Origin of the sequence: Pedomonas sp. V897, from assembly GCF_051304405.1 — a bacterium.
GTDB lineage: Bacteria > Pseudomonadota > Alphaproteobacteria > Sphingomonadales > Sphingomonadaceae > Pedomonas.
The window spans coordinates 174,112-192,918 of sequence record NZ_JBPPGG010000004.1 but is presented as its reverse complement, the minus strand read 5'-3'; the positions used below and the strand labels follow the sequence as shown (position 1 = coordinate 192,918).

Annotated in this window: 18 protein-coding genes; 12 read left to right on the top strand and 6 right to left on the bottom strand. The window is 69.0% G+C overall.

From position 1 onward, the window contains the following. Positions 1-1,185: a GNAT family N-acetyltransferase gene (locus ACSJJU_RS11650; RefSeq protein WP_435915658.1), complete on the top strand. Its 1,185-nt coding sequence runs from the start codon at positions 1-3 to the stop codon at positions 1,183-1,185. A gap of 47 nt (positions 1,186-1,232) precedes the next feature. Here the strand turns inward: ACSJJU_RS11650 and ACSJJU_RS11645 are convergent, their stop codons facing one another. Together ACSJJU_RS11645 and panC are read right to left on the bottom strand one after the other, a co-directional pair. After that, a complete protein-coding gene (locus tag ACSJJU_RS11645) occupies positions 1,233-1,565 on the bottom strand; it encodes a hypothetical protein (RefSeq protein WP_435915656.1) in 333 nt (110 codons plus the stop codon). 196 nt (positions 1,566-1,761) lie between these two features. Next, positions 1,762-2,607, bottom strand: coding sequence for a pantoate--beta-alanine ligase (gene panC / locus ACSJJU_RS11640; RefSeq protein ID WP_435915901.1), 846 nt, complete (start codon positions 2,605-2,607; stop codon positions 1,762-1,764). 102 nt (positions 2,608-2,709) lie between these two features. Here panC and ACSJJU_RS11635 point away from each other — a divergent pair, with 102 nt between their 5' ends. From ACSJJU_RS11635 to ACSJJU_RS11605, 7 genes are all read left to right on the top strand, one after another. Then, on the top strand, positions 2,710-3,612 hold the full coding sequence (locus ACSJJU_RS11635) for a division plane positioning ATPase MipZ (RefSeq protein ID WP_435915655.1): 903 nt from the start codon (positions 2,710-2,712) through the stop codon (positions 3,610-3,612). 9 nt (positions 3,613-3,621) lie between these two features. Beyond that, positions 3,622-4,110 carry a DnaJ domain-containing protein gene (locus tag ACSJJU_RS11630; RefSeq protein WP_435915653.1) on the top strand — a complete coding sequence of 163 codons (489 nt, stop codon included), beginning with the start codon at positions 3,622-3,624 and terminating at the stop codon, positions 4,108-4,110. Between the two features lie 49 nt (positions 4,111-4,159). Further along, positions 4,160-5,539 (top strand): phosphoglucomutase/phosphomannomutase PgmG, encoded by a 1,380-nt coding sequence (gene pgmG / locus ACSJJU_RS11625; protein ID WP_435915652.1) that lies wholly within the window; start codon positions 4,160-4,162, stop codon positions 5,537-5,539. Positions 5,540-5,851: 312 nt separating this feature from the next. Further along, positions 5,852-6,316, top strand: coding sequence for a TIGR01841 family phasin (gene phaP / locus ACSJJU_RS11620; RefSeq protein ID WP_435915651.1), 465 nt, complete (start codon positions 5,852-5,854; stop codon positions 6,314-6,316). Between the two features lie 299 nt (positions 6,317-6,615). After that, the gene (gene clpS / locus ACSJJU_RS11615; protein ID WP_435915650.1) at positions 6,616-6,990 is read left to right on the top strand and encodes an ATP-dependent Clp protease adapter ClpS; all 375 of its coding nucleotides are present in this window, start codon (positions 6,616-6,618) and stop codon (positions 6,988-6,990) included. Between the two features lie 362 nt (positions 6,991-7,352). Beyond that, positions 7,353-9,692: an ATP-dependent Clp protease ATP-binding subunit ClpA gene (clpA, locus tag ACSJJU_RS11610; RefSeq protein WP_435915648.1), complete on the top strand. Its 2,340-nt coding sequence runs from the start codon at positions 7,353-7,355 to the stop codon at positions 9,690-9,692. Between the two features lie 286 nt (positions 9,693-9,978). Beyond that, positions 9,979-10,596, top strand: coding sequence for a hypothetical protein (locus ACSJJU_RS11605; RefSeq protein ID WP_435915646.1), 618 nt, complete (start codon positions 9,979-9,981; stop codon positions 10,594-10,596). On the opposite strand, the gene hisI is transcribed toward ACSJJU_RS11605, so the two are convergent. Then, positions 10,593-11,039: a phosphoribosyl-AMP cyclohydrolase gene (gene hisI / locus ACSJJU_RS11600; RefSeq protein ID WP_435915644.1), complete on the bottom strand. Its 447-nt coding sequence runs from the start codon at positions 11,037-11,039 to the stop codon at positions 10,593-10,595. The two genes, ACSJJU_RS11605 and hisI, sit on opposite strands and share 4 nt — an antisense overlap. Positions 11,040-11,141: 102 nt before the next feature. After that, on the bottom strand, positions 11,142-12,068 hold the full coding sequence (locus ACSJJU_RS11595; RefSeq protein WP_435915643.1) for a LysR substrate-binding domain-containing protein: 927 nt from the start codon (positions 12,066-12,068) through the stop codon (positions 11,142-11,144). A gap of 182 nt (positions 12,069-12,250) precedes the next feature. On the opposite strand from ACSJJU_RS11595, the gene ACSJJU_RS11590 reads away from it, so the two are divergent. After that, the gene (locus ACSJJU_RS11590) at positions 12,251-12,835 is read left to right on the top strand and encodes an NADPH-dependent FMN reductase (RefSeq protein ID WP_435915642.1); all 585 of its coding nucleotides are present in this window, start codon (positions 12,251-12,253) and stop codon (positions 12,833-12,835) included. Positions 12,836-12,961: 126 nt separating this feature from the next. On the opposite strand, the gene folE is transcribed toward ACSJJU_RS11590, so the two are convergent. Further along, complete coding sequence (folE, locus tag ACSJJU_RS11585; RefSeq protein WP_435915640.1) at positions 12,962-13,594, bottom strand: GTP cyclohydrolase I FolE; 633 nt, start codon at positions 13,592-13,594, stop codon at positions 12,962-12,964. Between the two features lie 460 nt (positions 13,595-14,054). Here folE and purF point away from each other — a divergent pair, with 460 nt between their 5' ends. Genes purF through ACSJJU_RS11570 form a run of 3 tightly spaced genes read left to right on the top strand, consistent with a single transcriptional unit; the run spans position 14,055 to position 17,228 of the window. Then, positions 14,055-15,530 (top strand): amidophosphoribosyltransferase, encoded by a 1,476-nt coding sequence (gene purF / locus ACSJJU_RS11580; RefSeq protein ID WP_435915638.1) that lies wholly within the window; start codon positions 14,055-14,057, stop codon positions 15,528-15,530. After that, positions 15,527-16,246 (top strand): SDR family NAD(P)-dependent oxidoreductase, encoded by a 720-nt coding sequence (locus ACSJJU_RS11575; protein WP_435915637.1) that lies wholly within the window; start codon positions 15,527-15,529, stop codon positions 16,244-16,246. Before purF ends, ACSJJU_RS11575 begins: the two co-directional genes overlap by 4 nt. Positions 16,247-16,250: 4 nt before the next feature. Continuing rightward, entirely contained in the window at positions 16,251-17,228 is a 978-nt protein-coding gene (locus ACSJJU_RS11570; protein ID WP_435915635.1) for a TraB/GumN family protein, read from the top strand. 536 nt (positions 17,229-17,764) lie between these two features. Here the strand turns inward: ACSJJU_RS11570 and hemH are convergent. Then, entirely contained in the window at positions 17,765-18,796 is a 1,032-nt protein-coding gene (gene hemH, locus ACSJJU_RS11565) for a ferrochelatase (protein ID WP_435915634.1), read from the bottom strand. Positions 18,797-18,807 lie beyond the last annotated feature (11 nt).

Here is an 18,807-nt window from a genome sequence, read left to right as displayed (position 1 = left end):
ATGGGCGCGCTGAAACTGGAGGTGGCCGCCAGCGTCTCCGCCATTCCGGCGCGCGACTGGCAGGCCTGCGCGGGCGACGCCAACCCCACGGTGCATCACGATTTCTTCCGCGCGCTGGAGGAGAGCGGCAGCGCCAGCGCCGAGACCGGCTGGACGCCCCGGCATCTGGTGGCGCGCACGGCCGGCGGGGAGATCGCCGGCATCCTGCCCGCCTATCTCAAGTCCCACAGCTTTGGCGAATATGTGTTCGACCACAGCTGGGCCGACGCCTTCGAGCGCGCCGGGGGCGACTATTACCCCAAGCTGCAGATCGCCGTGCCGTTCACGCCGGTGCCGGGGCCGCGCCTGCTGCTGGCGGACCCGCAGGCGGGACCGGCGCTGCTGGACGCCGCGGCCGACGCGGTGGAGGCGGCGGGGCTGTCCTCCGCCCACGCCACCTTCATCGCGCCCGGGCAGGTGCCGGTGTTCGAGGCGGCGGGCTGGCTCATCCGCACCGACCAGCAGTTCCACTGGCAGAACCGGGGCTACCGCGACTTCCAGGATTTTCTCGACCAGCTCGCCTCCCGCAAGCGCAAGGCCATCCGCAAGGAGCGGCAGACCGCCCTCGCCAGCGGGCTGGAGATCCGCTGCCTCACCGGGCCGGAACTGGAGGAGGCGCACTGGGACGCCATGTGGCGGTTCTATCAGCACACCGGCGCACGCAAGTGGGGCCGCCCCTACCTCACCCGGGACGCCTTTGCGCGCCTCGCCGGGACCATGGCGGACAAGGTGCTGCTGGTGCTGGCCTTCCGCGCGGGCAAGCCGGTCGCGGGGGCGCTCAATCTCATCGGGCAGGACACGCTCTACGGCCGCTACTGGGGCGCGACCGAGCATCACGGCTGCCTGCACTTCGAGGTCTGCTACTACCAGGCCATCGCGTGGGCCATCGACCGGGGCCTGGCGCGCGTCGAGGCGGGCGCACAGGGCGAGCACAAGCTGGCGCGCGGCTACGAGCCGACCACCACCTTCTCCGCCCACTGGATCCGCCATCCCGCCTTCCGCCGCGCCGTGGCCAACTTCCTCGAACAGGAGCGCCGGGCGGTGGCGGCGGGCATGGAATACCTCGGCCACTTCACCCCCTTCCGGCGCGGCCCGCTGGGCGGCGGCAGCGCGGGTGAGGGTGAGGACGAAGGCGACCACGATTGAGGGTCGCGGGGACTGGTTCCAGATAGACCCTGGTTCCCGAAGGGCCCCTAGTTCCCGATGGCCGCCAGCCATTCCCGCGCGCGGCGCTGGGCCTCGGCGATTTCGGCGGGGCTCATGTCCGCCGCCAGCGCGGCCCGCTCATCGAGCGCGCCCCGGATGCCGGCCAGCGCGGCCAGATTGTACCAGCGGTGCGCCTCGACAAGGTCGATGTCCACACCCTCTCCCAGCGCATAGGCTGTGCCCAGATCGTAATAGGCCTGCGCCTCGCCGCGCCGTGCGGCGGCCAGCAGACGCTCCACCGTCCCGCTGCGCGTGGATTCGGGCGAACGGGCGGAGGCGGCCGCAGGGCTGGCAATGGCGGATGGATTCATCCCTGGCATTGCACGTCTCCAAAGCTGCGTGTTGGTTTGGCAACCGGACGCCACACAACTCGGCGGCGGCGTTACCGCCGCGCCCGCCCCCTTTTTCTCAGTATGGTTAAAAATAAATGGTTAACGGCGCAGCATAACCTGCATCCGCCTTCACCCCAAGACGGATTGCCACAATAGTGTGGATATTCCGGCCCGGCGGGGCCGCTCAGAGCGGCCGCACCGGCAGGTTGTCGATCAGGCGGGTGGTGCCGACGCGGGCCGCCACGAACAGCCGCGCCTCCCGGTCCAGCGTCTGCAGGGGCTCAAGGGTGCGGGCGTCGCGCAGCTCCAGGTAATCCACCGAGGCGAAGCCCGCGGCCAGCAGGTCCCGCACGCCGTCGGCCAGTGCCGAGGCCACGTCCGCGCCGCCCGCGATCTGGTCGCGCACGCGGGTGAGCGTCTTCGGCAGGGCGCTGGCGATGGCCCGCTCGGCCTCGCTCAGGTAGACGTTGCGGGAGGACATGGCGAGGCCGTCCGCCTCGCGCACGATGGGCGCGCCGATGATCTCGACGCCGATGTTCAGGTCCTCGACGAACCGGCGGATGACGGCGAGCTGCTGATAATCCTTCTCGCCGAAGATGGCGATGTCCGGCCGCGCCATGTTGAGCAGCTTGGTGACGACCAGCGCCACGCCGTCGAAGTGGCCCGGGCGCGCGGCGCCGCACAGACCCTCCGACACGCCCGTGACGCTGATGGAGGTGGCGAATCCGGCCGGGTACATTTCCTCCACGGTCGGCGCGAACAGCAGGTGGCAGCCGGCGCCGTCCAGCAGCTCGGCATCGCGCGCTTCCTGGCGCGGATAGCGGCTTAAGTCTTCGTTAACTCCGAACTGCTTCGGATTGACGAAGATACTTGCTACAACGCGATCGGCCCGGGCCCTGGCGGCCTCAACGAGGGAGAGATGACCCTGATGCAGCGCTCCCATGGTGGGCACCAGCGCAATCCGCAGCCCGGCCTTGCGCCAGTCGTTTACCGTCTCGCGCAGGTCCGCCACGGTGCGGACGATCTTCAACCCGTGCATGGCTGGTTCGACTCCCGGCCTGTCATTGACTCCGTCCGCTGTGTCGGCACAAACAGCGGTCAAATCAAGTAGGTTCGTACAGGACAAATATTCATGGCAACGCGCGCGCACATCATCGTTCTGGGCAATGAGAAGGGCGGATCGGGCAAATCGACCACCGCCGTCCACATTGCCGTTGCCCTGCTTTACGCCGGTCTCAGCGTCGGCGCGATCGACCTCGACGGCCGCCAGCGCAGCTTTGCCCGCTATCTGGAGAACCGGGCCAACTACAACAGGAAGCACGGCCTCAAGCTGGTGGAGCCCGAAACCGTCGTCATGCAGGACTCGACGGAGGAGGAGGACCGGGCCAAGCTGGAGGCCCAGCTGGCGGCGTGGGCCGAGACCAAGGACGTGATCGTCATCGACTGCCCGGGCCGCGACAGCGTGCTCTCCCGCGTGGCCCACTCCCACGCCGACACGCTCATCACCCCGATGAACGACAGCTTCATCGACTTCGACCTGCTCGGCCAGGTGGATGCGGACACCCACAAGGTGACCCGCCCCAGCTTCTATTCCGAACTGGTGTGGCAGTCGCGCAAGGCCCGCGCCAAGCGCGACGGCGGCTCCATCGACTGGGTGGTGCTGCGCAACCGCATGTCCCATCTGGAAGCGCGCAACATGCGCCGCGTGGCGGGCGCGCTGGCGGAGCTGTCCAAGCGCATCGGCTTCCGGCTGGCGCCGGGTCTCTCCGAGCGTGTGATCTTCCGCGAGCTGTTCCCCAAGGGCCTGACGCTGCTCGACCTGCGCAACGTCACCAAGACCGAGGGCAGCATGACCATGAGCCAGGTGGCCGCCCGTCAGGAGGTGCGCGACCTGCTCCTGGAGCTGAAGCTGCCCATGTTCGACGCGGAGGGCAACCGGATCGCGACCGCCACCGGGGGCACCGCCACCGGGCCGGAGGCGGCCCCGGCGGACGCGGCCGCCGATTCGGCGGCGCCCGCTGCCGCGCTGGCCTAAGGCCGCGCCGTGCCCTGGCTGCTGCTGGGCCTGCTCGTCCTTGTCCTGCTGTGGGCCGTGGGCCGGTGGGGGCTGAACACCGCGCCGCGCAACCTGCGCTGGACCGGCCTCGGGCTACTGGCGGTTCTCTGCCTGCTGGTTGCGGTCTGGCTGCTGGTCCGGGGCCAGCTTCCGGGGGCCGCCGCCTTTGCAACGGGCGCGCTGGCCCTATATGGGCGGTATCGTTGGATCAAGGGAATGATCGACCGGATCGGGGCGGCCGGCGGCCAGCCCGGCGCGGGGCCGCGCAGCGCCCCCGGCCAGCGCGCTCCGGTCACCGGCGAGGAGGAGGCCTATGCGATTCTGGGCCTTGAGCCCGGCGCGGACAGGGACGCCATTCTGGCGGCGCACAAGCGCCTCATGCGGCTGGTTCACCCGGATCGCGGCGGCAGCGACTATCTGGCCGCCAAGATCAACCAGGCGCGGGACATCCTGCTGCGCAAGACGGATCGCCTGTAACGCCCTTTCCTGACGGCTTTATCCTGTTCTTTTGCTGGAGACGTGGTTCATGGCTCACCGCTTTCACCCCACCACCCTGCGCGAATACGACGTGCGCGGCATCATCGGCGAAACCCTGACCGAGGACGACGCCCGGGCGCTCGGCCGGGGCTTCGGCACCCGCGTGCGCCGCAACGGGGGCAGCCGCGTGGTGGTCGGCTACGACGGCCGCCTCTCCTCGCCCATGCTGGAGGCGGCGCTGGTGGATGGCCTCACCTCGGCGGGCGTCGACGTGATCCGCATCGGGCTGGGGCCGACGCCCATGCTCTACTACGCCGTCCACGCACTGAAGGCGGACGGCGGCGTGCAGGTGACCGGCTCGCACAACCCGCCCAACTACAACGGCTTCAAGATGATGCTGGGCCACGCGCCCTTCTTCGGCCCGGACATCCAGGACCTGGGCCGCATGGCCGAGGCGGGGGACTGGGAGACCGACGCCGGCACCTCCGAGCAGATCGACATCATGGACCAGTACGTTGACCGGCTGGTGCAGAATTTCTCCGGCGGCGCCTACAACATCGCCTGGGACGCGGGCAACGGCGCGGCCGGGCCGGTGGTGGAGAAGCTGGCCAAGCGCCTGCCCGGCCGCCACGTGCTGCTGCACACCCGGGTGGACGGCACCTTCCCCAACCACCACCCGGACCCGACCGTCGAGGCCAACCTCGCCGACCTGCGGGCGGCGGTGGCGCGCGAGACGCTGGACTTCGGCCTCGCCTTCGACGGCGACGGCGACCGCATCGGCGCGATCGACGGCGAGGGCCGCATCGTCTGGGGCGACCAGCTCCTCGCCATCCTGGCGGAGGACGTGCTGAAGGCGGTGCCGGGGGCCACCATCATCGCCGACGTGAAGGCCAGCAAGGCGCTGTTCGACCGCGTGGCCGAACTGGGCGGCACGCCGCTGATGTGGAAGACCGGCCACTCGCTCATCAAGGCCAAGATGAAGGAGGTGGGCAGCCCGCTGGCGGGCGAGATGAGCGGCCATGTGTTCTTCGCCCACGACTACTACGGCTTCGACGACGCGCTCTACGCCAGCGTGCGCCTCATCCAGGCGGTGCACCATCTGGGCGGCAGCCTGACCGCGCTCAAGAGCGCAATGCCCGCCATGATCAACACGCCGGAGATGCGCTTCGCCTGCCCGGAGGAGCGCAAGTTCGCCGTGGTGGCCGAGGTGCTGGAGCGGCTGCGCGCGGAAGGCGCCACCGTCAACGAGACCGACGGCGCCCGCGTCACCACGCCCGACGGCTGGTGGCTGCTGCGCGCCTCCAACACCCAGGCGGTGCTGGTGGCCCGCGCCGAGGCCACAAGCCCCGAGGCGCTCGAGCGGCTGAAGCAGACCATCACCGACCAGCTCGCCGCCAGCGGCATCACGCCGGTGGAAGCGAACCACTGAGCCTGGCCCCCGGGGCACTGATCCGCCCCGGCCGCCACAGCCGATAACCGACAGGGCCGCGTCCTCCCGCAGGGCGCGGCCCTTCCGTTTGGCGGCAAGCCTTTTCCGAATAATTTGCTGCACCGCACAACAGACTTGAAACGGCCCGTCGAATCACCTATCTGCCAACTTATGTTGCAATGCAGCATTTGTCGGCGTCGTGGTCTGTGGCGTGCGTTGCGTCCCGCCCCCCAGGCGTGAGTTCGAACCCGGCGGACCTCCCCCGGCCGGACGCCCCCAATCTGCGCCCCGATCTGCAAAGGAGCAGGCACGATGAACAACGCGAACCGACCCACCTTCGGTGAGACCCTCGCCTCCAGCTTCGAGGCGGTGGCGGAGCAGTGGCAGCCCCGCATGGAGTCCGCCTTCCAGCAGTTGGCCGCCATGACCCGCATGTCGCAGGAGAACATGACGGCGTTTCTCGAGTCCGGCCGCGCCGCCATTCGCGGCTTCGGCGACCTCTCCCGCGCGGCGGCGGATGCCTCCGAGCGGGCCATGGCCCACTCGAGCGAGGCCGCGCGCCGCCTTGCCGACGCCGCCGACCCCAAGACCTTCGCCGACCGGCAGCAGGCGGTGCTCAAGGAGCAGTTCGACCTGATGGTGACGGAAGCCTCGCGGGCGACCGAACTCGGCCTCAAGATCGCCAGCGACGTGACCGAGCCGCTGGCCAACCGCTGGGCCACCGCCTTCGAGCAGGCGAGCCGCGCCGCGGAACCGGCCGCCCCCCGCGCCGCCTGACCCCGGCGCGCCCCTCACCTCACGCGACCCTCGCGCGCGTACAACCATTACTCCCCCGGCCTCTGGAATCGGGCGGCGGAAGCGCCATCTATGGCGCGGACCCCGCCGCCCCCCCCGGTTGACGTTGCCGGTTGACGTTGCCGGCCGGGGGCCGGGGCGGTTCGCCGGGCAACCCTCTTCCGATGCTGCCCCCGGTGGACTATCTTTAGAATCAAAAGGAGAAAGGGTATGGGGCCGAGGCCGCTGGACCGCCAGCAGCCGGAGCATTCCGCCCTCGGTAAATGCGCGACGTGAGAGGCATGATGGTAGCAGACTGGACCCAGGCAGGACTGATCCACATGGGCCCGGATTCCGACCGGGACCATGAGGACGACGGCCAGATCGGGACCGGCGTCATCGCCCAGACCAAGACCCGGACCCGCAAGCCGTCCATGTACAAGGTCTTGATGCTGAACGACGACTATACCCCCATGGAGTTCGTCGTCCACGTCCTCCAGCGCTTCTTCCGCATGTCGGCGGAAGACGCCACCCGCATCATGATGCACGTGCACCAGCGCGGCGTGGGAGTGTGCGGAATCTTCACCTACGAGGTGGCCGAGACCAAGGTGAACCAGGTCATCGATTTCGCCCGCAAGCACCAGCACCCGCTCCAGTGCACGCTGGAGAAGGCCTGAGCGCCGCGCGGCGACGCCGCCTCCCCCTGCACCGCCCCCGGCGAACATCACGGCCGCGAGTCGGCCCGCCGCGCCCCGATGCGCACCTCGAGTCGCCCTCCCCGCAGGGGCGGGCAGCAGCCGCAAGGGCGCCGGACAGGCGCCCGACGGCGGCCCTTGAGCAATGGTTGTACGCACGAATAGCCGCGCCACCGCCTCTCCAAACGGGGCACGGGCACGGCTGGTCCTCTGTCCAGGCTGGTTTCATCGCGGTTTTCCAGCCGTTGCGTGTCGCACCTCTTGATTGCAGGCCGGACTCGACCGATCTTTTGAAGGATAGCGGATCGGCGCGTTACCCGCGGTGATCCAGCGGGAGTGAATGAATGCCGTCGTTCTCTAAACAGCTCGAACAGACCCTGCACAAGGCGCTGGCGGAAGCCGGCAGCCGCCGTCATGAATACGCCACCCTCGAGCACCTGCTCATGGCGCTGGTGGATGACCGCGACGCCGCCGCCGTGATGCGCGCCTGCGGGGTAGACCTCGACGACCTCAGCCAGCAGGTAGCCCACTACCTGGACACCGAGCTTGATTCGCTCCGCTCGGAGGAGCCGCTCGACCCCACACCCACCGCCGGTTTCCAGCGGGTGGTGCAGCGGGCGATCCTGCATGTGCAGTCCTCCGGCCGGGAGGAGGTGACGGGCGCCAACGTGCTCGTGGCCCTGTTCTCGGAGCGGGAGAGCCATGCGGTCTACTTCCTCCAGCAGCAGGACATGACCCGGCTGGACGCCGTCTCGTTCATCTCCCACGGCATCGCCAAGGTGCAGGGCATGACCGAGCCGCGCCGGGTGCGCGGGGCGCAGGAGGAAAGCGCCGCCGAGGATCCGAAGGCCGGCAAGGGGCAGAAGCAGCAGAAGGCGTCGGACTCGGCGCTGAAGCAGTTCTGCGTCAACCTCAACGAGAAGGCGCGCACGGGCAAGATCGACCCGCTCATCGGCCGCGCCGCCGAGGTGGAGCGCACCATCCAGATTCTCTGCCGCCGCTCCAAGAACAACCCGCTCTATGTGGGCGACCCGGGCGTGGGCAAGACCGCCATCGCCGAGGGCCTTGCCCGCAAGATCGTCGAGGGCGACGTGCCCGACGTGTTGCAGGAGGCTGTCATCTACGCGCTCGACATGGGCGCGCTGCTGGCGGGCACCCGCTATCGCGGCGACTTCGAGGAACGGCTGAAGGCGGTGGTCTCCGAGCTGGAGGCCATGCCCCACGCCATCCTGTTCATTGACGAGATCCACACCGTCATCGGCGCGGGCGCGACCTCGGGCGGGGCGATGGACGCCTCCAACCTGCTCAAGCCCGCCCTCTCCTCCGGCACGATCCGCTGCATCGGCTCCACCACCTACAAGGAGTTCCGCAGCCACTTCGAGAAGGACCGGGCGCTGCTGCGCCGCTTCCAGAAGATCGACGTGAACGAGCCGTCGCCGGAGGATACGGTCAAGATCATGATGGGCCTCAAGCCCTATTTCGAGAGCCACCACCGGGTGAAGTACACCGCCGAGGCCATCAAGGCGGCGGTGGACCTCTCCGCCCGCTACATCACCGACCGCAAGCTGCCGGACAAGGCCATCGACGTGATCGACGAGGCCGGTGCCTCGCAGATGCTGGTGCCCGCGCCCAAGCGCAAGAAGGTGGTGGGCGTGAAGGAAATCGAGGCGGTGGTCGCCAAGATCGCCCGCATCCCGCCCAAGTCGGTCTCCACCGACGACAAGAAGACCCTCGCCAACCTCCAGGAAGACCTGAAGCGGGTGGTGTTCGGGCAGGACAAGGCCATCGAGGCCCTGGCCACGGCCATCAAGCTGGCCCGCGCCGGGCTGCGCGAGCCCAACAAGCCCATCGGCTCCTACCTGTTCTCCGGCCCCACCGGCGTCGGCAAGACGGAAGTGGCCCGCCAGCTCGCCGCGCTCATGGGCATCGAGCTGATCCGCTTCGACATGTCCGAGTATATGGAGCGCCACTCGGTCAGCCGCCTCATCGGCGCGCCTCCGGGCTATGTGGGCTTCGACCAGGGCGGCCAGCTCACCGACGCGGTGGACCAGCATCCGCACTGCGTGCTGCTGCTCGACGAGATCGAGAAGGCCCACCCGGACCTGTTCAACATCCTTCTCCAGGTGATGGACAACGGCAAGCTGACCGACCACCACGGCAAGACCGTGGACTTCCGCAACGTGGTGCTCATCATGACCACCAACGCGGGCGCGTCGGAAATGGCGAAGGAAGCCATCGGCTTCGGCCGCGGCACCAGGGAAGGCGAGGACGAGGAGGCCATCAAGCGGCTGTTCGCGCCGGAATTCCGCAACCGCCTGGATGCGATCATTCCGTTCGACTACCTGCCGCCGGAAGTGGTTGCCCGCGTGGTCGAGAAGTTCATCCTCCAGCTGGAGATGCAGCTGGCGGAGCGCAACGTCCACATCGCGCTCACCGACGAGGCCAAGGCCTGGCTCACCGAGCGCGGCTACGACAAGCTCTACGGCGCGCGCCCCATGTCCCGCCTCATTCAGGAGGAGATCAAGAAGCCGCTGGCGGACGAGCTGCTGTTCGGCAAGCTCGCCAAGGGCGGCGAGGTGCGCGTCCGGCTGAAGGACGGCAAGCTCAGCTTCGAGATTGTGGCGGCCGCCCCGCCCGCGGGCAATGCCCGGGGCAAGGCGCGCAAGCCCAAGGTCGAGGCCTGAGCCGGCCGCCAAACTCTGGACCCCCGATGGCTGAGGCGCGGAAGCCCCCCGAAACAGGGTTTCCGCGCCTTTCTTCTCTGGCGCAGCCTGCCTCATTATCAATTCGAGTGAATTGACCCGCGAACCTGCTTGCAGTAGCAACCTTGCCCCATCCTGTTTTATGGGCCTGTTGCGTGGGCCTGTTTCGGGGGGAGGCAGGGAATGGACGTGACCCTTCGCAAGGGCGGGTCTGAGGACGGGCAGTCGGGACGGTGAGTTGACCCGCGTGTATCCCCGGAGGGCGGCAATGACGAAGAGCACTCCCGAGAATCTCCATGCCATCGCCGCGCCGCGCAGTCGCCGCGCCGCCGCGGTGGTCGATCTCCTGATCTACGAGCGGGGGCTGGATCTGGGCGCGATCTCGCCCGACCCGCGCCAGTTCGATTCCAAGGCGCTCTACAAGCTGATCGTGCAGGCCATGACCGGGGACACCGGCCATCGCGGCATCAAGCCGAACATCCCGACCGACCTTTCGGTGGCGGTGGACGGGCAGGCGCTGGCCCATGTGCTGCGCACGGCAGCACTCCACTTCAAGACCGAAAAGCCGCTGAGCGTGCGGGTGGGCCTCGTGGGCAACGCCTTGCGGATTCAGTGCAAGTCCGCTGCCAGCAAGGCAATCGTGGACGACGCCGGGCTGCGCCGCACGACGGAGAAGTCCCTCGCCATGCTGGGGGCGGAGCTGGACCTCGACCCGCTGACGCCCAGCACCCTTTCCCTCATCATCAAGCTGCCCGCGCCAGGGAAGTCGCCGGAAAAGTCCGCGCCGCCAACGAACGCACCCTCCCAGAGCGCGCCCAAACCCGCGCCCGGTAAAACCACGGCGGCCAAGACGGCTCCCTCCGGCCGGCGGCAGATGCGGGGCTAGCCGCCGTAGACCGCCTTGGGATCGTAGGACTTCTCGGCAACCCGCGCGAGCGCGGGGGCGGCGTCCCCCAGCGGGCCGGTGCCCACCGGCACGGCGCGGTAGAAGCAGCCCGGGTAGCCCACGTGGCACTGGCCCTGCCCGTCCACCCGCACCTTCATCCACACCGCGTCCTGGTCGCAATCGACGCGCAGCTCCACCACATGCTGCACATGGCCTGACGTGCCGCCCTTCAGCCACAACGCGCCGCGCGAGCGCGACCAGTAGTGCGCCTGCCCGGTCTCGATGGTCTTCCGCAACGCCTCGGCGTTCATGTGCGCCACCATCAGCACCTCGCCGGTCTCGGCGTCGGTGGCGACGGCGGTAATCAGCCCCCGGTCATCGAAGCGGGGGGCGAGAATCGCGCCCTCCTCCTGTTCGTGGGTCGGCAGGTTGGTTGCGAACATGGGGCAGCCTCCATCGGTCGGTTGCGCCTGCCCTATCAGCAAATCGGGAAATGCGGAAGGCAGGCCGGGCGCGAAAGAAAGGCAGGGGGGACAGCGCGCGCCTCAAGCGTGCTTCGGGATGATCTCCGCCAGCTCCTGCGCGTGGAAGGCCTCGCCCAGGGCGTCGAGGAACAGCCGCACCGCCGGGACCAGCCCCCGCCGGGTGGGAAAGACCGCATGGAACAGCCCCTCCGGGTGCTTCCACTCCGGCAGCACCGATTCGAGCCGCCCCGCGGCGATGTCGTCGCCGACGAGCCAGTCCGGCAGCTGCACGATGCCGAGCCCGTCCAGCGCCGCCCGGCGCAGCACCACCATCTCGTCGCACTCCAGCCGGGGCGAGAACGCCACCTTGCGGACCGTGCCGCCCGGCCCGGTCAGGTGCCAGATGTGCTCGCCCGTGGCGCGGACCATGTCGAGGCTGTCGAAGCGGTCCAGCTCGTCCGGGCCCTGCGGCCGCCCCAGCCGGTCGAGCAGGGCCGGGCTCGCCACCAGCAGCCCGCGCGAGACGCCCAGCTTCTTGAGAATCAGCTCGCTTTCCTCGATCGGCGGCTGGCGCACCCGGATGGCCAGATCCAGCCCCTCCTCGATCACATCCACCCGCCGGTTGGTCACCTCCACATGGACGCGCACGCGCGGATGCTCCGCCATGAAGCGCGTCACCACCCGGGCGAGCGGACCCCGCGCCAGCATCACCGGGCAGCTCAGCCGCACCGTGCCGCGCGGCTCGGCCTGCACGCTGTCCACCGCGTCCTGCGCCGTCTGCGCCTCCGACACCACCGCCAGGCAGTGGCGGTAGTAGACCCGGCCCACCTCGGTGACGGAGAACCGCCGGGTGGAGCGGTGCAGCAGCCGCACGCCCAGCCGCTCCTCCAGCAGGGCGATGCGGCGGCTGAGCTTGGACTTGGGCACGCCGGTGGCCCGGCTGGCGGCGGCGAAGCCCCCGTGCTCGACGACCTGCGCGAAGAAATAGAGATCGTTCAGATCCTGCATCCGGCCTCCCATCGTCCTATTTTGAGAACACTGAAATCAGATTCTGCCGTCTATCGGTTGATTGGACCATATTCTATCTACAATCGTGTACCGGGACAGCGCGCCAATGCCTCACCACCGGCGGCGAGCCCCGTTTCAGAGGCCCAACCGACAGGCCGGATCAACAGGAAGGAACATTGGTCATGAACCCGCTGAAACTCGCCGTCATCGTTGGCAGCAACCGCCGCGACTCCCTCAACCGCAAGCTGGCCGAAGCGCTCGTCCGCCTGGGCGGCAACCGCGTGGCGGCCCATTTCGTCCGCATCGACGACCTGGCGATGTACAGCATCGACATCGACTCGGATCAGGACCGGCCGGAGGCCGTGCGCCGCTTCAACCGCGAGGTGAGCGAGGCCGACGCTGTCCTGGTGGTGACGCCCGAGTTCAACCGCTCCATCCCGGCGGTGCTCAAGAACGCCATCGACTGGGGCTCGCGCGCGGCGCCGCGCGGCGGCGTCTGGCGCGGCAAGGTGGCGGCCATCACCGGCACCTCCCCCGGCGCCATCGGCACCGCCGTCGGCCAGCAGCACCTGCGCCAGATCCTCGGCGTGCTCGGCAGCCTGGTGATGGGCGGCGAAGCCTACATCTCGTTCAAGCCCGGCCTTATCGACGAGGACGGCACCATCACCGACGAGAGCACCCGTGATTTCCTCCAGGCCTACATGGATGACTTCCTGGCGGTCGCGGAGAAACTGCGGGCGCCTGCCCCCGCCGCCCGCGCGGCGTAACGGGGCGCCGGACGCCCGGGCGCCTGCCCCGCGCCCGGCCCGCCATACGACAAGGGCCCCATATGACAAGGCCCGCCTCCGGTTCGCCGGACGCGGGCCTTGCGCTGTTCTGCAGGGTCGAACGGCTCAGGAGCCGCCGCGGATCAGGTCCAGGAAGCGGCGCTCGTAGCGCTCTTCCTTGAACACGCCGGTGAAGCGGGTGGTGATGGTGGCCACGTCCGGCTTGTGGACGCCGCGCGTTGTCATGCACTGGTGCTTGGCGTCGATGAGCACGGCGACGCCCCGGGGCTGGAGCCCCTCCTCCAGCGCGTTGGCGATCTGGGCGGTCATGGTCTCCTGGGTTTGCAGCCGCTTGGCGAAGATCTCGACCACGCGGGCGATCTTGGAGATGCCCACCACCTTGCGGTCGGGCAGGTAGGCCACGTGCGCCTTGCCGATGATCGGCACCATGTGGTGCTCGCAGTGCGATTCGAGGGCGATGTCGCGCAGGAGGACGATGTCGTCATAGCCCTCCACCTCCTCGAAGGTGCGGTTGAGGACGGCCAGCGGATCCTCGTCGTAGCCGCAGAAGAACTCCTCGTAGGCCTTCACCACGCGCTTGGGCGTGTCGACCAGCCCTTCCCGGTCCGGGTTGTCGCCGGCCCACAGCAGCAGGGTTCGCACCGCCGCCTCCGCTTCCTCGCGGGTGGGACGGCGCATGATGTTGTCGCCCCGTTCGAACAGCCGCTCCAGGTCGGCTTTTTCAAGGCGCACATCCATCAGCAAATCCTTTCTCGCTACGGGCCATTCCAGTCATGAAACAGGGGGGTTCGGCTACGCAAGCCCGTCCCGTGACCATGTTCCGGAATGTCAGAAATCTCTCGTTGTTTAACCGTATCGGCTCGCCGCCCAATCTGGGCAGTCTCCTTGAAGATAAGCCATCGCGCCGACTCCACAACCCCCAAACGCCGGAAACCCCGATTCCGGCGGCCAAAGAGGCACATCCCCCGCGTCATTCCCGCGCGGGCGGCGTTGCAGGCCCGGTCATCCGCCTTATATGGGTTAAAAAGTGTCGCCGCATGGCAGCTATGCGGGCTGGAAGCCGAACGGAGCGGCAATTCGCACAGGACAAACAGAATTCAGCTCGCTATAGACCCGCTAAAGCATGCGGAGCGCGTCTGTGCCCCGCCCCACTGCGTTGCCCGGACCAGTCCGCCGGGCCAATTGTAAGGGATCTGCGATGAGCCAGTCTCTCGCCAATTATTCGACGAATCCGTTCGACGACGACAAGCTCCGCGAGGAGTGCGGTGTATTCGGCGTATATGGCGCGGAAGGGGCCGCGGCGCTCTGCGCGCTGGGTCTTCACGCCCTCCAGCACCGCGGCCAGGAGGCGGCGGGCATCACCACCTTCGATGGTGAGGCGTTCCACACCCACCGGGCCATGGGCCACGTGGCGGGCAACTTCGACCGCCAGGACGTGATCGAGCGCCTGCCGGGCGACACCGCCATCGGCCATGTGCGCTACTCCACCACCGGCGAGACCGCGCTGCGCAACGTGCAGCCGCTGTTCGCCGAACTGGCCAGCGGCGGCTTTGCCGTCGCCCACAACGGCAACCTCACCAACGCGACCACCCTGCGCCGCCAGCTGGTGCGCCAGGGCTCGATCTTCCAGTCCACCTCGGACACCGAGACGATCATCCACCTGGTCGCCACCTCCAGCTACCGCACCCTGCTCGACCGCTTCATCGACGCGCTGCGCAAGATCGAGGGCGCCTACAGCCTGATCTGCCTCACCGCCGAGGGGCTGATCGCGGTGCGCGACCCGCTGGGCATCCGCCCGCTGGTGCTGGGCCGCCTCAACGACGCCTACATCGTCGCCAGCGAGACCTGCGCGCTGGACATCGTGGGCGCCACCTTCCTGCGCTCGCTGGAGCCGGGCGAGCTGGTGGTCATCTCCGAGCGGGGCATCCAGTCCCACAAGCCGTTCGCGCCGACGCGCCCGCGTCCGTGCATCTTCGAGCACGTCTACTTTGCCCGGCCCGACTCCATCACCGACGGCCGCAGCGTCTACGAGATCCGCAAGCGGATCGGCGCGCAGCTCGCCATCGAGAGCGGCGTTGACGCCGACATCGTGGTGCCGGTGCCCGACAGCGGCACCCCGGCGGCCATCGGCTACTCGCAGCAGTCGGGCCTGCCGTTCGAGCTGGGCATCATCCGCAGCCACTACATCGGCCGCACCTTCATCCAGCCGGGCGACCACATCCGCCACCTGGGCGTGAAGCTGAAGCACAACGCCAACCGCGCCCAGATCCAGGGCAAGCGCATCGTGCTCATCGACGACTCCATCGTGCGCGGCACCACCTCGGTGAAGATCGTGCAGATGCTGAAGGAAGCGGGCGCGACCGAGGTGCACATGCGCATCGCCAGCCCGCCGACCCGCCACAGCTGCTTCTACGGCGTCGATACGCCCGAGCGCTCCAAGCTGCTCGCCGCCCAGATGGACGTGGAGCGCATGGCCCAGTACATCAAGGTGGACAGCCTGGCCTTCCTCTCCATCGACGGCCTCTACAAGGCGGTGGGCGAGGACATGCGCGTCGATGAGGCGCCGCAGTACTGCGACGCCTGCTTCACCGGCGACTACCCGACCCGCCTCGTCGACCGCGAGGAAATCGAACAGCCGGATCAGCTGACCCTTCTGGCGGAGCGGGTGATTTGACGACGCGGCCTTTTGAAAACCGGCTGGCGCTGGTGACGGGCGCCAGCCGTGGCATCGGCGCGGAAACCGCCGTGGCGCTGGCGAAGGCGGGCGCGCACGTCATCCTCACCGCCCGCACCGAAGGCGGGCTGGCCGAGGTGGAGGAGCGCATCCACCAGGCGGGCGGCACGGCGAGCATCGCCCCGCTCGACCTGATGAACGGCGATCTGGTGGACGGCCTCGCCCAGCATGTGGCCGGGCGCTGGGGCAAGCTGGACATTCTGGTGCTGAACGCGGGCCAGCTTGGCCCGCTCTCGCCCCTCTCCCACGTGCCGCCGAAGGACTGGGAGAAGGTCATTCAGGTCAACCTGACAGCGCCCTACCGCCTGCTGCGCGCGTTCGACCTGCTGCTGCGCCAGAGCGACCGCGCCCGCGTCATCGGCCTGTCCTCGTCGGTGGGGCCGGAGCCGCGCGCCTACTGGGGGCCCTATGCGGCCTCCAAGGCGGGGCTTGAGGCTCTGCTCGATTCCTACGCGGACGAGGTGGCCAACATCTCCTCCATCCGCGTTGCCGTGGTGAACCCGGGCGCGACCCGCACCGCCATGCGCAAGGCCGCCTTCCCCAGCGAGGACCCGGAAAGCCTCAAGGGGCCGGAGGTGGTGGCCGACGCGCTGGTCACCCTGCTGACGCAGGACTTCGAGACCAGGCACCGCCTCACCCTGCCGAAGAAGATCTGACGCCTTGGCTCGCCTCTCGCGTTTCCTCCGCCTCTCGTGCGCCCTGATCGCGGGCGTTCTGCTCGCGGGGGGCCATGCAGGGGCGAGCGCGGCCCGCGCCGCCGCGCAACCCGAAGCCCGCGTCGCCACCCCCGCCCTCTGGGTGGTGCGCGATGCGGACACCACCATCCACATCTTCGGCACCTCCCACATGCTGCCGCCGGGCATCCGCTGGCTGCACGGGGCCGTCGCCTGCGCCTTCGCCCGGGCGGACACGCTGGTGCTGGAAATGGTGCAGCCCGACAATCCGGCCGAGCTGCGCCCGCTGGTGATGCGCCTTGGCCTCAACCCGCAGGGCGTCACCCTCTCCAGCCAGCTGCCGCCCGCGCTGCGCGACCAGCTCGCCGAGGCGGCGCGCCAGGTGGGCCTCCCCGGCGCGGCGCTGGAGTCGATGCGGCCATGGCTGGCCGCCACCACCCTTGCGGTTGCGGGCCTTCAGGGCCTGGGGCTGGACCCGGACCAGGGGGTGGAGAAGGTGCTCACCGACCACGCCCGCCGGCGGGGCCTGCGCCTTGAGGGGCTGGAGACGCCGGAGGAGCAGTTCGGCTTCCTCGCCTCCCTGCCGCAGGAGGATCAGCTGGCGCTGCTGCGCTCCTCCATCGAGGATCTGCGCACCCTGCCCGCCGAGGCGGACGCCCTGATGACCGGCTGGATGCAGGGCGACGTGGAGACCGTCGGCGCGCTGATGACCGAGTCCCTGAAGGCCTCCCCGCGCCTCGCCCGGGTGCTGCTCACCGACCGCAACCGGCGCTGGGCGGCGTGGATCGACAAGCGCATGGCCCGGCCGGGGCATGTGTTCCTGGCGGTGGGCGCGGGCCATCTGGCGGGGCCGGACAGCCTCATTCACATGCTGCGCCGCGATGGGCGCGCGGTCGAGCGCGTGCCGGCCCATGACACCGCCGCCGCCGGGTGCACGGCGGGCGCGGACGCCGCCCGCCCCTGACGCGGCGCTACCACCGCACCACCTGACAGCCCCGTTCCTCCCCCCTAGCAATAGTGCCAATTGTGCGGGTGCAGCATTCATTAACGGTTGCACGATCGTTCAAAAATGGCAGAAGAACGACATGTCTCCTCCGCCCGTGGGCGGCAGATGACTTGATGGGTTTCGCACCCGGCATTTCCTCCCCATGGAACCAGGTGCATCACTGGGCTGCGGCGATTCTGTTACAGACGCCGCAGCCTTTTTTCCAGCCGATCAGCCGGTTTTTAATACAGGTTAATTAGTCCGGGCTGTCGGCAGGGACGCTCCGGCTCCCGTTTTCCGAACCGAACGCCAGCGGGGCGAGACTGCGCCCGGACATGCCCCGTAATCGCCCGCAGAAGCGCGTACAGCGCGATTCCAGACCCGGCCGCTATCCCCCCCCCTGGCCGCGATCGTCAAAAACCTCCCTGAGAGCGTTTAAAGACGATTACGGGGCATGTGGATTTTTGCGTGCAGACCCGCGCGCTTCGCACAACCCTTTGCGCAACCCGAGGCGATCAGAGCCAGCCCGCCAGCTCCCGCTCGATCAGCCGCGCCAGCAGCGCCATGCCGCCCGGGCTGTCGTTGAGGCAGGGGATGTAGGTGAACCGCTCGCCGCCCGCGCCCAGGAACAGCTCCCGGTTCTCGTTGGCCAGCTCGTCCAGCGTCTCGATGCAGTCGGCGGAAAAGCCGGGCGCCAGCACCGCCACGCTTTTCACTCCCGCGCCCGCAAGCTGCGCCATGGTCTCGGCGGTGTAGGGCTTCAGCCACTCCGCCTTGCCGAAGCGGGACTGGAAGGTGACGACGAACCGGTCCTCCGGCCAGCCCAGCGCCTCCCGCAGCAGCCGGGCGGTCTTGTGGCACTGGCAGTGGTAGGGGTCGCCCAGATCGAGCGTGCGGCGCGGCATCCCGTGGAAGGAGGCAACCAGCCGCTCCGGCACATGGTCCAGCCCCTCCAGATGCTCCCGCACCGATCGGGCCAGCGCCGCGATGTAGGCGGGGTCGTCGTGGTAGGGCGGCAGGTAGCGCACGGCGGGCTGCCAGCGCATGGCACGCAGGGCCTCGCCCGCCTTGTCCACCGCCGTTGCCGTGGTCGCGCCCGAGTACTGGGGATAGAGCGGGGCGATGAGCACCCGGTCGCACCCTTCCGCCTTCAGCCGCTCCAGCTCCGCCTTGATGGCGGGGGTGCCGTAGCGCATGGCCCAGCGCACCGTCACCTGCGCGCCGAAGGCGTGCTGGAGGCCCGCCGCCTGCGCCTCGGTGATGACGCGCAAGGGGGACTGGTTGTGCGCCCGGTCCCAGATGCGGGCGTAGGCCGCCGCCGTTTTCGGCGGGCGCAGCCGCAGGATCACGCCATGGAGGATGGGCAGCCAGACCGCCTTCGGAATCTCGATCACCCGCGGGTCCGACAGGAATTCGGCAAGGTAGCGGCGGATCGAGCGGAGATCGGTGCCGTCGGGGGTGCCGAGGTTCACCAGCAGCACGCCGACGCGGCCATGGGCCACGCGCGGGTGCCCTTCGGGATACCGGGCGGGAACGGGCTCAGTCATGGCGTCTCATC

Excerpts from the sequence above, each read along its gene's own strand:
- phaP (WP_435915651.1), top strand. The coding sequence starts at position 5,852 with ATGAACAACGCGAACCGACCCACCTTCGGTGAGACCCTCGCCTCCAGC.
- ACSJJU_RS11635 (WP_435915655.1), top strand. The coding sequence starts at position 2,710 with ATGGCAACGCGCGCGCACATCATCGTTCTGGGCAATGAGAAGGGCGGA.
- pgmG (WP_435915652.1), top strand. The coding sequence starts at position 4,160 with ATGGCTCACCGCTTTCACCCCACCACCCTGCGCGAATACGACGTGCGC.
- clpA (WP_435915648.1), top strand. The coding sequence starts at position 7,353 with ATGCCGTCGTTCTCTAAACAGCTCGAACAGACCCTGCACAAGGCGCTG.
- clpS (WP_435915650.1), top strand. The coding sequence starts at position 6,616 with ATGATGGTAGCAGACTGGACCCAGGCAGGACTGATCCACATGGGCCCG.
- hemH (WP_435915634.1), bottom strand. The coding sequence starts at position 18,796 with ATGACTGAGCCCGTTCCCGCCCGGTATCCCGAAGGGCACCCGCGCGTG.
- ACSJJU_RS11650 (WP_435915658.1), top strand. The coding sequence starts at position 1 with ATGGGCGCGCTGAAACTGGAGGTGGCCGCCAGCGTCTCCGCCATTCCG.
- purF (WP_435915638.1), top strand. The coding sequence starts at position 14,055 with ATGAGCCAGTCTCTCGCCAATTATTCGACGAATCCGTTCGACGACGAC.
- folE (WP_435915640.1), bottom strand. The coding sequence starts at position 13,594 with ATGGATGTGCGCCTTGAAAAAGCCGACCTGGAGCGGCTGTTCGAACGG.
- ACSJJU_RS11605 (WP_435915646.1), top strand. The coding sequence starts at position 9,979 with ATGACGAAGAGCACTCCCGAGAATCTCCATGCCATCGCCGCGCCGCGC.
- ACSJJU_RS11595 (WP_435915643.1), bottom strand. The coding sequence starts at position 12,068 with ATGCAGGATCTGAACGATCTCTATTTCTTCGCGCAGGTCGTCGAGCAC.
- ACSJJU_RS11590 (WP_435915642.1), top strand. The coding sequence starts at position 12,251 with ATGAACCCGCTGAAACTCGCCGTCATCGTTGGCAGCAACCGCCGCGAC.
- ACSJJU_RS11645 (WP_435915656.1), bottom strand. The coding sequence starts at position 1,565 with ATGCCAGGGATGAATCCATCCGCCATTGCCAGCCCTGCGGCCGCCTCC.
- hisI (WP_435915644.1), bottom strand. The coding sequence starts at position 11,039 with ATGTTCGCAACCAACCTGCCGACCCACGAACAGGAGGAGGGCGCGATT.